Origin of the sequence: Burkholderia savannae (genome assembly GCF_001524445.2) — a bacterium.
In the GTDB taxonomy this organism is placed as follows: Bacteria; Pseudomonadota; Gammaproteobacteria; order Burkholderiales; family Burkholderiaceae; genus Burkholderia; species Burkholderia savannae.
Genome location: NZ_CP013417.1, coordinates 3,975,806 through 3,991,016, shown reverse-complemented (window position 1 = coordinate 3,991,016; position 15,211 = coordinate 3,975,806). Strand labels below are relative to the sequence as shown.

The window sequence follows — 15,211 nt, the reverse complement described above, 5'->3', positions numbered from 1 at the left end:
AGATTGTCTCAAAGAAAGGATGGCCGCTATCGTCTTTCCATTCGACCTTGCGGAAGCGGGGAATCTGGCGAAATCGTTGAAGGCGGATTGCTCGAAGCGGCTCGGCTGTATGGTATTGACCGGTGACCGTTCGGGGGCGATGGGTTAGCTTATAGTTGAACTATCAATAAAAAAGACCCATAAGTTTCTCAACTTATGGGTCCCAGATTCTCAGGTTATGCGTCTACCTACACGACACCTCAAACATCAATATTCCCCGCCCTCAACGCATTCGATTCGATAAACGCCCTACGCGGCTCGACCTCATCCCCCATGAGGGTGGTAAAGATCCCGTCCGCCGCAATCGCATCCTCGATCTGCACGCGCAGCAACCGCCGCACCGCCGGGTCCATCGTCGTTTCCCACAGCTGCTCGGGGTTCATCTCACCCAACCCCTTATACCGTTGCTTCGACATGTTCCGCTCGGCGTCGGCCATCAGCCACTTCATCGCTTCCTTGAAGTCCGACACGTTCGAGCTCCGCTCGCCGCGCTTGATCGCCGCACCCGCGCCGATCAAGCCCTTGAACGTATTCGCAGTGTTCACGAGCTGCTGATAATCGGCCGTGTGCTGGAACTCCTCGTCGATCACCGACACGCGCACGTTGCCGTGATGCGTGCGCTCGACGCGCAGCGAGCGCTGCTCGCGCACCGCATCGTAAGCCGGCACGACGCGCACTTCTGTCTTCGAGTCGTCGGACAGCGCGGCGGCGAGCGCCTTCGCCGACGCCTCCGTCGACGCCTCGCTCGACAGATCGATCGCGACGCCGTCCATGATCGCCTCGAGCGCGGCCGGGTCGTACAGGCGGCTCAGCCGCCCGATAACGCCCTGCGCCAGCAGATACGAGCGCGCGAGCTCGCCGAGCGCGTCGCCGGAGATCGGCGTGCCGTTCTCGATCGGCACGAGCTCCGAGCCCTGCAGCGCGAGGCGCAGCATGTGCGCGTTCAGTTCGGCGTCGTCCTTCAGGTAGCGCTCGTCGCGGCCCGCTTTCACCTTGTAGAGCGGCGGCTGCGCGATGTACACGTAGCCGCGCTCGATCATCTCCGGCATCTGCCGGTAGAAGAACGTGAGCAGCAGCGTGCGGATGTGCGCGCCGTCGACGTCCGCGTCGGTCATGATGATGATCCGGTGGTAGCGCAGCTTGTCGAGGTTGTAGTCGTCCTTGCCGATCCCGCAGCCGAGCGCGGTCACGAGCGTCACGATCTGCTCGGATGACAGCAGCTTGTCGTAGCGCGCCTTCTCGACGTTCAGCACCTTGCCGCGCAGCGGCAGGATCGCCTGGAACTTGCGGTCGCGCCCCTGCTTGGCCGAGCCGCCCGCCGAATCGCCCTCGACGATGTAGATTTCCGACTTCGCCGGGTCCTTCTCCTGGCAATCCGCGAGCTTGCCCGGCAGGCCCACGCCGTCGAGCACGCCCTTGCGGCGCGTCATCTCGCGCGCCTTGCGCGCGGCGTCGCGCGCGCGCGCCGCTTCGACGATCTTGCCGCAGATGATCTTCGCGTCGCTCGGCGTCTCGAGCAGGAACTCCTCGAGCGCCTTCGCGACGACTTCCTCCACCGGCGCGCGCACTTCGGAGGAAACCAGCTTGTCCTTCGTCTGCGAGCTGAACTTCGGCTCCGGCACCTTCACCGACAGCACGCACGAGAGCCCCTCGCGCATGTCGTCGCCGCTCGTCTCGACCTTCGCCTTCTTCGCGATCTCGTTGTCGGCGATGTACTTGTTGATCACGCGCGTCATCGCCGCGCGCAGGCCGGTCAAGTGCGTGCCGCCGTCGCGTTGCGGGATGTTGTTCGTGAAGCACAGCACGTTTTCGTTGTAGCTGTCGTTCCACTGCATCGCCACTTCCACGCCGACGCCGTCCTTCTCGCCGTTGATGTGGAAGATCGTCGGATGCAGCACGCTCTTCGTCTTGTTGATGTACTCGACGAAGCCCTTCACGCCGCCCGCGAACGCGAAATCGTCTTCCTTGCCGGTGCGCTGATCGGTCAGGCGGATGCGCACGCCGTTGTTCAGGAACGACAGCTCGCGGATGCGCTTCGCGAGGATGTCGTAGTGGTATTCGACGGTGCCGAAGATCGTCGGATCGGCCATGAAGTGAACTTCGGTGCCGCGGTTCTCGGTCTCTCCGATCACCTGCATCGGCGAGACGTCGACGCCGTCGCGCGTTTCGAGCATGCGGTTCTGCGCGATGCCGCGATGGAATTCCATGAAGTGCTTCTTGCCGTCGCGGCGCACGATGAGGCGCAGCCAGCTCGAGAGCGCGTTCACGCACGACACGCCGACGCCGTGCAGGCCGCCCGACACCTTGTAGCTGTTCTGGTCGAACTTGCCGCCCGCGTGCAGCTCGGTCATCACGATTTCGGCGGCGCTGCGCTTCGGCTCGTGCTTGTCGTTGAGCTTGACGTCGGTCGGGATGCCGCGGCCGTTGTCCGTCACGGAGATCGAATTGTCCGCGTGAATGGTCACGTGGATGTCGTTGCAGTAGCCGGCGAGCGCTTCGTCGATCGAGTTGTCGAGCACCTCGAACACGAGGTGGTGCAGACCGGTGCCGTCCGACGTGTCGCCGATATACATCCCGGGTCGCTTGCGCACCGCTTCCAGGCCTTCGAGGATCTGGATCGACGACGCGCCGTAGCTATTTTCGGGCTGCGAATTGTGCTGTTCAGTCATGGATGTCTTCCGGTTCTGCTGGGCTGCTCAAGTGGCGGCGCGGTGCTTCTGCCGAAAAAACCCGGGCCGCCTCGGGTTTTTCGCCCCTTGCGGGGGCCGGCGTCGTGCGCCGGCGCTCGAGCGTCCGAATCGCCATAAAAACGCCAAAGGGGCGTGGCGCCCCTTGGTGTATCCGGCGAGTCGTGCGCATCAAATGCGCATCGGCATCACCACGTACTTGAATTCATCGTTCTCGGGCACGGTGATGAGGGCGCTCGAGCTGGCGTCGCCGAGGCTCACCTGGACGGTGTCGACCTTCAGGTTCGCGAGCACGTCGAGCAGATACGTGACGTTGAAGCCGATGTCGACGGTGTCGCCCTGGTAGGCGATTTCCAGTTCTTCCTGCGCCTCTTCCTGGTCGGCGTTCGTCGACATGATCTTCAACTGGCCGGGCGCGATGATGCAGCGCACGCCCTTGAACTTGTCGGACGTGAGGATCGCCGCGCGCTGCAGCGAGCGCTGCAGCTCTTCGCGGCCGATTTCGAACGTGTTCTTGTGCGCTTTCGGGATCACGCGCTGGAAGTCCGGGAACTTGCCCTCCACGAGCTTCGACACGAGCTCGACCTGGCCGAACGTGAACTTCGCCTGCGTTTGCGCGATGTCGATCTTGACCGTGTCGTCGATATCCTCGAGCAGGCGCTGCAGCTCGAGAATCGTCTTGCGGGGAACGATCACTTCCTGGCGGCCGAACGAGCCCTCGATCTTCATCGACGAGAACGCGAGGCGGTGGCCGTCGGTCGCGACGGCCATCAGGCGGTCGCCGTCGACGACGAGCAGCATCCCGTTCAGGTAGTAGCGGATGTCCTGCTGCGCCATCGCGAAATACACCATGCCGAGCAACTGGCGGAACGCCTTCTGCGGAACGGCGAGGCTTGCGCCGAATTCCTTTGATTGCGCGACGGTCGGGAACTCGTCGGCGGCGAGCGTTTGCAGGGCGAAACGGCTCTTGCCGGACTGCACCGTCAGGCGCTTGTCGGTGAGCGACAGCGTGACCTGGCCGTCGGGCATCGCGCGCAGGATGTCGAGCAGCTTGCGGGCCGCGACGGTCGTCGCAACTTGGTCGCCGCCGACGCCGAAATCGGCGCGCGTCGTGATCTGGAGCTCGAGGTCGGTCGACAGGAACGACACGTCCGGGCCGTTCTTCGTAATCAACAGATTGGCGAGGATCGGCAACGTGTGGCGGCGTTCGACGATACCGCTCACGGTTTGCAGCGGCCTAAGGAGGGTGTCTCGTTCGGTCTTGACCAGTTGCATAGAGTTCCTTCGTTCAAATAACGGCCTGCAAGCCTCGCAGCGCCTGCCGGGCGGGCCGCCGGCCCGCCGACGGCGAGGCGGTCAAACCAGTATTGTGCCTCAAAACCGAACCGCCCCTTTTAAATTGGGGCGCTTCCGCGATTCTCAAGCGCCCGCGCGCATCAGCCCTTGAGCGTCTGCTCGAGCACGTGCAACTCGTGGTTGAGCTGCGCGTCCTTGCCGCGCTCGTCGGCGATCTTGCGCACCGCGTGCAGCACGGTCGTGTGATCGCGCCCGCCGAACAGCTCGCCGATTTCGGGCAGGCTTTTCTGCGTGAGCTCCTTCGCGAGATACATCGCGATCTGCCGAGGCCGCGCGATGTTCGCGGGGCGCTTCTTCGAATACATGTCGGCGACCTTGATGTTGTAGAAATCGGCAACCGTCTTCTGGATGTTCTCGACCGAGATCTGCCGGTTCTGCACGGTAAGCAGATCCTTGAGCGCTTCCTTCGTCAGCTCGATCGTGATCTCGCGGCCGTGGAACTTCGAATACGCGAGGATCTTGCGCAGCGCGCCTTCGAGCTCGCGCACGTTCGAGCGCAGATGCTTCGCGACGAAGAACGCGACGTCCTCCGACAGGCTCACGCCCTCCGATTGCGCCTTGCGCATCAGGATCGCGACGCGCATCTCGAGCTCGGGCGGCTCGATCGCGACGGTCAGGCCCGAATCGAAGCGCGAGATCAGGCGATCGTCGATGCCGGAGATTTCCTTCGGATAGGTGTCGCTCGTGATGATCACCTGCGCCTTGTTCGCGACGAGCGCTTCGAACGCGTAGAAGAACTCTTCCTGCGTGCGCGACTTGCCGGAGAAGAACTGGATGTCGTCGATGAGGAGCAGGTCGAGCGAATGATAGTAGCGCTTGAAATCGTCGAACGCCTTGCGCTGGTAAGCCTTCACGACGTCGGACACGTACTGCTCCGCGTGGATGTAGCGGATGCGCGCGCCCGGCTTGTCGAGCAGCAACTGGTTGCCGATCGCGTGGATCAGGTGGGTCTTGCCGAGGCCGACGCCGCCGTACAGGAACAGCGGGTTGTACGAGATGCCTGGGTTGTCGGCCACCTGGATCGCCGCCGCGCGCGCGAGCTGGTTCGCCTTGCCGGTGACGAAGTTGTCGAACGTGAGCACCGGATTGAGCTTCGAGCGCTCGTACATCGAATCGGCGGCTTCGCTGTTCGCGTTCGCCGCGCCCGGGCGCCACGTGCGGCGGCCGGCAGCCGCTTCGTGCGCGGTGAGGCTCGGCAGGTCGAGGTCGGCGGCTTCGTCGGCGTTGAGCGCGGCGGCGTTCGCCTGCGCGGCTTGCGCGGCCTGCGCCGCGGCGACGGCGGCCGCGGTGGCGGCGTTCATGCCGGCGCGCGGGCTCGGATCGGCAGCGCCGGCGGCGGCCGGGGCGGCGGAAACGGGAGCGGAGTTCGCCGCCGACAACGGCGCGCGGGGCGCGAGCGGCGCCGCGCCGGCTGCGGTGCGCTGGCCCGCCTTCGGATCGAGCACGAATTGCACTTCGATCGGCGCGTTCCAGAAATCGCGGGCCAGATCGGAGATCCGGCCCGAGAACTGGCTCTTGACCCAGTCGAGCTTGAAGCGGTTCGGTGCGGCGATCGACAGCGTGTTCGCAGCGGCATCGAAGGCGACCGGGGCCAAGGGTTTGATCCACGTCACGTACTGTTGGGGCGTCAATTCACGCTCCAATAGCGCGGAACAGTGTTGCCAGAAATCGTTCATCGAAGAGCTGTCGTTATTACGGTTGCACGCACGGCGCGCGGCCGCCCTTGTCGCGGATGCGCAACAAGGCCCGGTGCGGCCGTGCAGACGTGCCTCGGACGCTTGCGCGACAAGGGTTTGAGCGCGAGCGCGGGCCGAGGCGGCGTGCGGGATTCTTGGAGATAAGGCGAGATTCTACCGCCAAACGCGGTGCGCGCGGGAGTTATCCACAGGGGCGAATTGTCAGTGGGGCGCAATCGCCACAGCGCGCGGAACCGGGGATCGACACCGCCGATGCGGCCCCGATGTGCCTCTAACGTATTGACCGCCAAGAGAAAAACGGTTTAAATAGCGGGTTCCGCGAAAACCAATCCTGTTATTTTCGGCGATTGCGTTCGCCCGGTTGCCTCGAAAGAGAGGGCACGCGGTCCCTGATTCCCGATATTCTCGAACAAGTGAGAGCAACATGAAACGTACCTACCAACCTTCCGTGACGCGCCGCAAGCGCACCCATGGCTTCCGCGTGCGCATGAAGACGGCAGGCGGCCGCAAGGTCATCAACGCCCGCCGCGCGAAGGGCCGCAAGCGTCTCGCCATCTAAGGGCGGGCCGCGCGCCGTGTCCGCCGTCCGCAGCGATGCGGGCGAGGCAGCCGCTGTCCCGGGTTCGATTCCGTTGCAAGCGTCCGCCGCCTTCCCCAAAGCTGCGCGACTTCTGAAAACGGATGAATTTTCATCCGTTTTTCGTTTGCGCCCGTGGCGGCGCACCGCGCACTTCGTGATCTACGGCAAGCCGACAGGGCACGAAGCGCGTCTCGGGCTCGTCATCGGCAAGAAGTACGCTGCGCGTGCGGTGACTCGCAATATGGTCAAGCGGCTCGCCCGCGAAGCGTTTCGCACGCGTCGCGCCGAGTTCGCCGGCTGGGATATCCTGTTGCGCCTGCATGCGCGCTTCGACAAGAAGGCGATGCCGAGCGCGGCATCCGCGCCGCTCGCGGCGCTGTGCGCGGGCGAGATCCGCGAGCTGCTCGATCGGGCAGCCCGGGAGATCGTCCGTCGCAACGGGGCGAAGCCCGCGTCCGAGTGACGCGCCGACGCCCGTCGCGAACGGCGGCCGGCTGTTCGCCCGATAGGCTCGAACGCGGCGCATCGGCGCCGCCACTGCTATGCAAACGGTTCTGATCGCGTTGCTGCGCTTTTACAAGCTTGCCGTGAGCCCGCTGCTCGGCAGCCGATGCCGTTTTTATCCTTCCTGTTCGGATTACGCGCGCGAGGCAATCCAGTATCATGGCGCCGCGCGCGGCACTTACCTTGCCGCCAGGCGCCTGTGCCGATGCCATCCGTTCTCCGCGGGCGGCATCGACCTCGTCCCGCCGCCCAATTCCGACGCACGTAACGCTCCTCACGAAGCTGAGGCGTCGTCCCATCGACTCTGAGACAACGCATGGATATCAAACGCACCGTCCTATGGGTGATCTTCTTCATGTCAGCGGTCATGCTGTTCGACAACTGGCAACGGTCCCACGGACGCCCGTCGATGTTCTTCCCGAACGTCACGCAGACGAACACCGCGTCGAACGCGGCTAACGGCGCGTCGGGCGCAAGCGCGGCGGCGGCGAACGCGCTGCCGGCGGCCGCGACGGGCGCGGCTCCCGCGACCACCGCGCCCGCGGCGCAGGCGCAGCTCGTGCGCTTCTCGACCGACGTCTACAACGGCGAGATCGACACGCGCGGCGGCACGCTCGCGAAGCTGACGCTGACGAAGGCGGGCGCCGGCAAGCAGCCCGACCTGTCGGTGACGCTGTTCGACCACGCGGCGAACCACACGTACCTCGCGCGCTCGGGCCTGCTCGGCGGCGATTTCCCGAACCACAACGACGTGTTCGCGCAGGTCGCCGGCCCCACGTCGCTCGCGGCCGACCAGAACACGTTGAAGCTGTCGTTCGAGTCGCCCGTCAAGGGCGGCGTGAAGGTCGTGAAGACGTACACGTTCACGCGCGGCAGCTACGTGATCGGCGTCGACACGAAGATCGAGAACGTCGGCACCGCGCCCGTCACGCCCAGCGTGTACATGGAGCTCGTGCGCGACAACACGTCGGTCGAGACCCCGATGTTCTCGCACACGTTCCTCGGGCCGGCGGTGTACTCGGATCAGAAGCACTTCCAGAAGATCACGTTCGGCGACATCGACAAGAACAAGGCCGATTACGTCACGTCCGCCGACAACGGCTGGATCGCGATGGTTCAGCACTACTTCGCGTCCGCGTGGATTCCGCAGCAAGGCGCGAAGCGCGACATCTACGTCGAGAAGATCGATCCGACGCTGTACCGCGTCGGCGTGAAGCAGCCGGTCGCGACGATCGCGCCGGGCCAGTCGGCAGACGTCTCCGCGCGCCTGTTCGCCGGTCCGGAGGAAGAGCGCATGCTCGAGGGCATCGCGCCCGGCCTCGAGCTCGTGAAGGACTACGGCTGGGTGACGATCATCGCGAAGCCGCTCTTCTGGCTGCTCGAGAAGATTCACGGCTTCGTAGGCAACTGGGGCTGGGCGATCGTTCTGCTCACGCTGCTCATCAAGGCGGTGTTCTTCCCGCTGTCGGCGGCGAGCTACAAGTCGATGGCGCGGATGAAGGAAATCACGCCGCGGATGCAGGCGCTGCGCGAGCGCTTCAAGAGCGACCCGCAGAAGATGAATGCGGCGCTGATGGAGCTCTACAAGACCGAGAAGGTGAACCCGTTCGGCGGCTGCCTGCCGGTGGTGATCCAGATTCCAGTGTTCATCTCGCTGTACTGGGTGCTGCTTGCGTCCGTGGAAATGCGCGGCGCGCCGTGGATTCTGTGGATTCATGACCTGTCGCAGCGCGATCCGTACTTCATCCTGCCGGTGCTGATGGCCGTGTCGATGTTCGTGCAGACGAAGCTGAACCCGACCCCGCCGGACCCGGTCCAGGCGAAGATGATGATGTTCATGCCGATCGCGTTCTCGGTGATGTTCTTCTTCTTCCCGGCCGGCCTGGTGCTGTACTACGTGGTGAACAACGTGCTGTCGATCGCGCAGCAGTACTACATCACGCGCACGCTCGGCGGCGCCGCCGCGAAGAAAAAGGCGAGTTGACGCTCGGCTTGCCGAAAAAAGGGGCGACGCAGTTCGCCCTTTTTTTCGAGCCGCCTCGAATGCCGGATGTCGTTTCGGCTGAAGATACGAAAAAGCCGCCTGATCAAGCAGGCGGCTTTTTCATTGATGCGGGCGCCGCGCGGTCAGCGCTTCGACGTATCGCCGTAGAACTGCTCGATCAGTTCCTGCACCAGATAGCGGTGATGCGGCGACAGCGATTCGATCTTCGACGCGAGCTCGATCGTCTCCGGCGTCGGCGGATACTTTTCGTCGCGCGGCAGCGGCTGCGGCGTCGTGCGCGCCGCGCTCGGCGGCGGGCCATAGTGCAGCCAATGCAAGTCGACCCGCAGCCATTCGGCAAGCGTGCGAAGCTTGTCCGGTGTCGGGATTGTGCGGCCCGTCAGCCATTTGTGCGCGGTTTGCGGAGAAACCGGATGCTCGCCGTGATGACGCAAATTGAAATGCAAAGCGAGTTCCGTCGCGCCGGTCACTTTTTCTGGGCTGCGCAACAAGGCGAATTTGAGACGTTCGGTGAACGCCGCTTTTTCTTCGAGTGTCGGCATGGCCAGATTGTGCAGTTCGACCGCTGCCAAGGAGACAACCATTCAGGTTATGATTAGCCCAACTGAGTGACTGTTTAACTGGTGGATGCCAGAGGTTGCGATCGGGCGCGGTTGCGCTCATGCTTGCTGATCGGTGGTTGAGGTCGTTTGGTCGGAATGGCGCCCGTAATTCGTCGTATCAATTGGTTAGCGCAACTAAGATAAACAGAAAATTGCGGAAAATGGCGGGGTGGAACGTTGTCTGCGCAATACTATTGCGCGGCCGGGCTACAATTCGGCATTCAAGGATATCTGCGGTTTTTTTTATTCCCATTCCATTTATTTCAGAATTTTCGCCATGCTCGCCACTGATTCCGATCCGATCGTCGCCATTGCCACCGCGTCCGGCCGAGGCGGGATCGGTGTCGTGCGCATCTCGCTCGGACGCGCCGGGCAAGCCGCGGCGCTCGCGTTGAGCGACGCGCTGTGCGGCGCGCGGCTCGCGCCGAGACATGCGAGCTACGTGCCGTTTCTGGACGGCGCGGGCGAGCCGCTCGATCGCGGCATCGCGCTCTATTTCCCGGCGCCGCATTCATACACCGGCGAGCACGTGATCGAGCTGCAAGGCCACGGCGGGCCGATCGTGCTGCAGCTCGTGCTGCAGCGCTGCCTCGACGCGGGGCGCGCGCACGGCTTGCGGCTCGCGGAGCCCGGCGAATTCACGCGCCGCGCGTTCCTGAACGACAAGCTCGACCTCGCGCAGGCCGAGGCCGTCGCCGACCTGATCGAGGCGAGTACCGAAGCCGCCGCGCGCTCGGCCGGCCGCTCGCTCGACGGCGCGTTCTCGCGCGACATCCACGCGCTCGTGGACGACGTGATCGCGCTGCGGATGCTCGTCGAGGCGACGCTCGACTTTCCGGAAGAGGAAATCGATTTTCTCGAGGCGGCGGATGCGCGCGGCAAGCTCGCGCGCATTCGCGAGCGGCTCGCGCATGTGCTCGGCGACGCTCGGCAGGGGGCGCTGTTGCGCGAGGGGCTCTCGGTCGTGCTCGCGGGGCAGCCGAATGTCGGCAAGTCGTCGCTGTTGAACGCGCTCGCGGGCGCGGAGCTCGCGATCGTCACGCCGATAGCCGGCACGACGCGCGACAAGGTTGCGCAGACGATTCAGGTCGAAGGCATTCCGCTGCATATCATCGATACGGCGGGGCTACGCGAGACGGAGGACGAGGTCGAGAAGATCGGCATCGCGCGCACGTGGGGCGAGATCGAGCGGGCGGACGTCGTGCTGCATCTGCTCGATGCGCGCAGCGGGCTCGGCGCCGACGACGCGGCGATCGCCGCGCGTTTCCCGCTTGGCGTGCCGGTCGTGCGGGTGCTGAACAAGACGGATCTGACGGACGCGCCGGCGTCGGTCGTGCGAGCGGGCGGCGGCGCGGACGGCGCCGAGGTGTGCGAAGTGCGGTTGTCGGCGAAGCGCGGCGAAGGTATCGGTTTGCTGCGCGGCGAGCTGCTGCGCATCGCGGGCTGGCAGGCGGGCGCGGAAAGCGTGTATCTCGCGCGGGAGCGGCATCTGATTGCGCTGCGCGCGGCGCAGGCGCATCTCGCGCATGCGGCCGGGCACGCGGATCAGAATGCTCAGGCACTGGATCTCTTTGCCGAGGAATTGAGGCTCGCGCAGGAGCGGCTCAATTCGATCACCGGGGAGTTTACGTCTGATGATTTGTTGGGGGTGATTTTTAGTCGGTTTTGTATTGGCAAATAACCAGTCGCCAATCGACGGCAAAGGTTCGCAAGAAAAACGCCGAAATCCATTGTCTGGATTGGCTCTGTCTCCAAAGTTCGCCAAGCCTTCGCAATTGACAGCCACGCTTTATTAGTACACATTTCAGTACACAAATTCGCTGTGTACTTTCAGATGTGTACTAACGTCATGCCTAAAATCTCGATTCCCCTGAACGACACGCGCATCAAGACTCTCAAGCCGAAGGTGGCCCGCTACACTGTGTCGGACGGCGGCGGTCTGGTGCTCGAAGTGATGACGTCCGGCTCGAAGTTCTGGCGCTACCGGTATTCCCTGCACGGCAAGCAACAGCCGGTGGTCACGATCGGCGAGTATCCGGCACTGAGCTTGACCATCGCGCGGGAGCGGGCGCGGCGTTACGCGGAGATTGTGGCGGGCGGCGTGTCGCCGGTCGCAGATGCTCGAAAGGACCGAGGCGCGGTGAAGAGCCTCGACACGGTGCGAGAGTTCGGCGGGTATTGGATCGAGCAGCAGATGGCCGACAAGTCCGAGGAATACCTGCGGACGACAAATCGGGCGCTTGAGAAGGACATCTATCCGGCCATCGGCGGCAAGTCCGTTTCAGATGTGACGCCCGGCGATGTGCTCGCGATCTGCGATCGAATCAAGAAGCGCGGCGCTCCGAAAATGGCGCTCTCCACACGGAACGTCCTCAAGCGAATGTACGAGTACGCGATCGCGCGCCAGCTTGTCACGACCAATCCGGCGCAGGCCATTGTCGCGCGCTTTGTCGCCACGCAGGACAGTCGCGACCGCGTGCTGTCGCCCGATGAGATCGGGCATGTGCTGCGCGCCGTCTATGCGTCCAGCATTCGCCGGCCGCTGAAGCTCGCGATTCACCTTCTGGTGCTGACAATGGTTCGCAAGTCGGAGCTAATCGAAGCGCGTTGGGACGAGTTCGACCTCGACGCGAGCATTTGGCGCATCCCCGCCGAGCGGATGAAAAAGGATCGCGAGCACTGGGTTTACCTCGCTCCGCAGGCCGTGGCGATGCTGCGCGAACTGCACGACAGCCGGATCAGTCACCAGTACGTGTTCCCGTCGTCGCGCGGGGCCGACCGGCCGATTGCGAAGAGCACGCTGAATCAGGCTGTCAGGGCGCTCGACATGGAGGTTCAGCACTTCGTCTTGCACGACTTCCGCCGTACCGCCTCGACGCACCTGCACGAGATGGGCCAGCCGTCCGACGCGATCGAGAAGGCGCTTGCGCACTCGATCAAAGGTATCAAGGGCGTGTACAACCGCGCTGAGTATGCCGACGAACGCCGCCGGATCTTGGCGCTGTGGGCCGATTTCGTTGACGCGCAGATCGATGAAGGGCGCAAGGTGGTTATCGGCAAATTCGGCTCTGCAGTCTGAGCTTTGTCACTCGTACAAAAAGTGAACCTGTTCGACTAGAGGTGGCCGCGCAAATTCGGACAGTCGGGTAAGTGGAATGCCCGGGGCCTGAGCCAGCGATAATGCAGGCAAAGGAACCGGAAAGATGACGAAGAGAACCCGACGGACGCACTCAGCGGCGTTCAAAGCGAAAGTGGCCCTGGCGGCGGTCAAGGGCGAGCGCACGCTGGCCGAACTGGCGCAGCAGTTCGATGTGCACCCGAACCAGATCACGGAGTGGAAGCGGCAACTGCAGGAGCGTGCGGCGGATGTGTTCGGCGCGGCCGCTCCACCGTCGAACGAGCCGCCGGTGGACGTGAAAACGCTGCACGCGAAAATCGGACAGTTGACGCTGGAGAACGATTTTTTGTCAGGAGCGCTCGGCAAAGCCGGACTGCTGAGCGCAAAGCGATGATTGACCGTACGCATGCGCTGCCGGTTTCGCGACAGACGCGACTGGTTGGCATCGCGAGATCGAGCGCGTATTACCGGGCGCAGCCAGTGAGCGAGGCGGACCAGTTGCTGATGCGGCGGATCGACGAACTGCACATGGAGTTTCCGTTTGCCGGAGCGCGGATGCTGGCGCGTCTGTTGCGCCGGGAAGGCTATGAGGTCGGCCGCCGCCGCGTGCGCACGCTGATGAAACGCATGGGCGTGGAAGCGCTGTACTGCAAGCCGAACACGAGCCGACGCAATGCGCAGCACAAGATCTGGCCGTACCTGCTGCGCGGCATGAAAATCGCCCGGGCCAATCAGGCGTGGGCACTGGACACGACATACATTCCGATGGCGCGAGGCTTCGTGTACCTGACGGCAGTAGTGGATTGGTCAAGTCGCAAGGTGCTCTCGCACCGGGTGGCGATCACGCTGGAAGCAGTGCACGCCGTCGAGGCGCTCGAGGAAGCGTTCGCGCGCTACGGGCTGCCGGACATTGTGAACACCGATCAGGGCAGCCAGTTCACGGCGGGCGCGTTCACCGAGGCCGTACTGGGTCGAGGCGTGCGGCTGTCGATGGACGGTAAAGGGGCCTGGCGCGACAACGTGTTCGTCGAACGCGTGTGGCGCAGCGTCAAGTACGAAGAGGTTTACCTGCGAGCTTACGAGTCGGTCAGCCATGCCCGGCGCTCCATCGGCGACTACATCGAGCTGTACAACCGAAAACGGCCCCATTCGAGCCTGGCGGATCGGACGCCGGATGAGGCATACTTCGCGACGCTGCCTGCGATCAAATCGGCAGCATGATTGCCTCGGACGTTCCACTTAAAAATCTCAGAAAACTGTCCGAACGAGTGAGGCCACCTCTGTGGTGCGTCGCGTCAGAAAATGCTTCGCAAGCTAGTGTTAGCGCTTGCTGCTCGGTAGCGGTAAGGCGATCAGGGGAAGCCATCGAAGAATTTCCTTGTACGGTAACTCTCAGTGTACGCCAAAAGCGTACATATTAAAAATAGCGTACAAACAGACTGAAAGCACTTTCGCGATTGTGGTCAGCAGAGCAGACGCATTGTTGTATGTTTTTTAGTTGCGTCCTCAAAAAACGTACAAGAGAAAATTAGCGTACGTCGTGGAATGATTGAGGGGCGGGTTGTCGCGTTGAGTCAGGCCGTGACTGCACACCGGTGCGTCCCATGTTGACTGCTGTCTCAGCCGCCCTGTCGCAACATCGCTTCCGCACTCTACCGCACGCGCAGCGCCACTCGAACTCTGGAACACATCGTTGTTCATGGCGTAACTGCATCGGGAAACCGGGCTGTCGACGCCAGTTCCGCTTATCGACCGCCAACTTGCGGATGATGTACTCGACGGGGTAGCGTCACCCCCTCTAGCCACATTATGTAATGTGCCGACCCTTTGCATAAGTGGGAGGGACATGAGCCTGCGCAAAATGAAGCGCCGTTCACCAACTTCAAAATTTCGGCAATCCAAATCGGCTGCTCAGGATTCACAGCGTCCGAAACCGTTCCCTTTCGAACATGGGGCACAGCGATGTCCGAAAATAAGGCTTTACTAATTTTGGACACGGGGTATGATTCGTACATCCCTTTCGAACACATTGAGTGTGCAGCATGTCTCGGACCTTCGCATACGCCCGCGTCAGCACAACCGATCAGACGGCAGCCAACCAACTCCGCGAAATCGAGGCGGCCGGCTTTTCTATCGACAAGCGCCGGATCGTTACCGAAAGCATTTCCGGGAGCGTCAGCGCGGACCAGCGGCCGGGATTTGCACAGCTGCTTCTCAAGATGGAAGAAGGCGACGTATTGATCGTGACGAAGCTCGACCGACTCGGCCGGAACGCGATGGACGTGCGTGCAACCGTCGAAGCGCTGGCAGATCGCGGCATTCGGATTCATTGCCTTGCACTCGGCGGAGTTGACCTGACAAGTGCAGCCGGCCGTATGACGATGCAGGTATTAAACGCCGTTGCCGAGTTTGAACGCGACTTGTTGATCGAGCGGACGCAGGCCGGTATCGCGCGAGCAAAGGCAGAAGGGAAGGCGATGGGCCGCCCGTCTGCGCTGACGAAGCCGCAGCAAGAGGAAGTGCGAAAGCTATTGAGCGAAGGTGCGACGGTCGCCGGTGTCGCGAAGCTGTATGACACCAGTCGCCAGACGATCATGCGAATACGCTCTGCTACATAGCGCCT

General features: G+C 63.1%; 13 protein-coding genes. 9 read left to right on the top strand and 4 right to left on the bottom strand.

Annotated features, from left to right (window positions below; genetic code table 11):
* Positions 1-239: 239 nt before the first annotated feature.
* From gyrB to dnaA, 3 genes are all read right to left on the bottom strand, one after another.
* Complete coding sequence (gyrB, locus tag WS78_RS19545) at positions 240-2,708, bottom strand: DNA topoisomerase (ATP-hydrolyzing) subunit B (protein WP_059577784.1); 2,469 nt, start codon at positions 2,706-2,708, stop codon at positions 240-242.
* 189 nt (positions 2,709-2,897) lie between these two features.
* The gene (dnaN, locus tag WS78_RS19535; protein WP_038749872.1) at positions 2,898-4,001 is read right to left on the bottom strand and encodes a DNA polymerase III subunit beta; all 1,104 of its coding nucleotides are present in this window, start codon (positions 3,999-4,001) and stop codon (positions 2,898-2,900) included.
* Positions 4,002-4,162: 161 nt separating this feature from the next.
* Positions 4,163-5,758 (bottom strand): chromosomal replication initiator protein DnaA, encoded by a 1,596-nt coding sequence (dnaA, locus tag WS78_RS19530; RefSeq protein ID WP_038749869.1) that lies wholly within the window; start codon positions 5,756-5,758, stop codon positions 4,163-4,165.
* A 445-nt stretch (positions 5,759-6,203) separates the two neighbouring features.
* Between dnaA and rpmH the strand changes: the two genes are divergently transcribed.
* The 4 genes from rpmH to yidC all read left to right on the top strand — a co-directional run bounded on the left by rpmH (position 6,204) and on the right by yidC (position 8,847).
* Positions 6,204-6,338, top strand: coding sequence for a 50S ribosomal protein L34 (gene rpmH / locus WS78_RS19525; protein WP_004198824.1), 135 nt, complete (start codon positions 6,204-6,206; stop codon positions 6,336-6,338).
* A gap of 16 nt (positions 6,339-6,354) precedes the next feature.
* Positions 6,355-6,822, top strand: a complete 468-nt coding sequence (gene rnpA, locus WS78_RS19520) for a ribonuclease P protein component (RefSeq protein ID WP_038749866.1) — start codon at positions 6,355-6,357, stop codon at positions 6,820-6,822.
* Positions 6,823-6,901: 79 nt separating this feature from the next.
* Positions 6,902-7,171, top strand: a complete 270-nt coding sequence (gene yidD / locus WS78_RS19515; protein ID WP_006024057.1) for a membrane protein insertion efficiency factor YidD — start codon at positions 6,902-6,904, stop codon at positions 7,169-7,171.
* Positions 7,172-7,179: 8 nt separating this feature from the next.
* Positions 7,180-8,847: a membrane protein insertase YidC gene (yidC, locus tag WS78_RS19510; RefSeq protein WP_059577780.1), complete on the top strand. Its 1,668-nt coding sequence runs from the start codon at positions 7,180-7,182 to the stop codon at positions 8,845-8,847.
* Positions 8,848-8,990: 143 nt separating this feature from the next.
* Here yidC and WS78_RS19505 read toward each other — a convergent pair whose 3' ends face one another.
* Entirely contained in the window at positions 8,991-9,356 is a 366-nt protein-coding gene (locus WS78_RS19505) for a helix-turn-helix domain-containing protein (protein ID WP_226377172.1), read from the bottom strand.
* Here WS78_RS19505 and WS78_RS37670 point away from each other — a divergent pair.
* The 5 genes from WS78_RS37670 (at position 9,294) to WS78_RS19485 (ending at position 15,206) form a co-directional block, all read left to right on the top strand.
* Positions 9,294-9,467, top strand: coding sequence for a hypothetical protein (locus WS78_RS37670; RefSeq protein WP_226377171.1), 174 nt, complete (start codon positions 9,294-9,296; stop codon positions 9,465-9,467). The two genes, WS78_RS19505 and WS78_RS37670, sit on opposite strands and share 63 nt — an antisense overlap.
* Positions 9,468-9,747: 280 nt before the next feature.
* Entirely contained in the window at positions 9,748-11,151 is a 1,404-nt protein-coding gene (gene mnmE / locus WS78_RS19500; protein WP_038749857.1) for a tRNA uridine-5-carboxymethylaminomethyl(34) synthesis GTPase MnmE, read from the top strand.
* 168 nt (positions 11,152-11,319) lie between these two features.
* Positions 11,320-12,549 carry a tyrosine-type recombinase/integrase gene (locus WS78_RS19495; protein ID WP_059577777.1) on the top strand — a complete coding sequence of 410 codons (1,230 nt, stop codon included), beginning with the start codon at positions 11,320-11,322 and terminating at the stop codon, positions 12,547-12,549.
* 124 nt (positions 12,550-12,673) lie between these two features.
* Positions 12,674-13,809, top strand: a protein-coding gene (locus WS78_RS19490) for an IS3 family transposase (RefSeq protein WP_394335868.1) whose coding sequence is annotated in 2 segments (ribosomal slippage) — positions 12,674-12,929 and positions 12,929-13,809 — 1,137 coding nt in all. Because the reading frame shifts where the segments join, the coding sequence is not laid out codon by codon here.
* Between the two features lie 821 nt (positions 13,810-14,630).
* On the top strand, positions 14,631-15,206 hold the full coding sequence (locus WS78_RS19485) for a recombinase family protein (protein ID WP_059583702.1): 576 nt from the start codon (positions 14,631-14,633) through the stop codon (positions 15,204-15,206).
* The last annotated feature ends 5 nt before the right edge of the window (positions 15,207-15,211 follow it).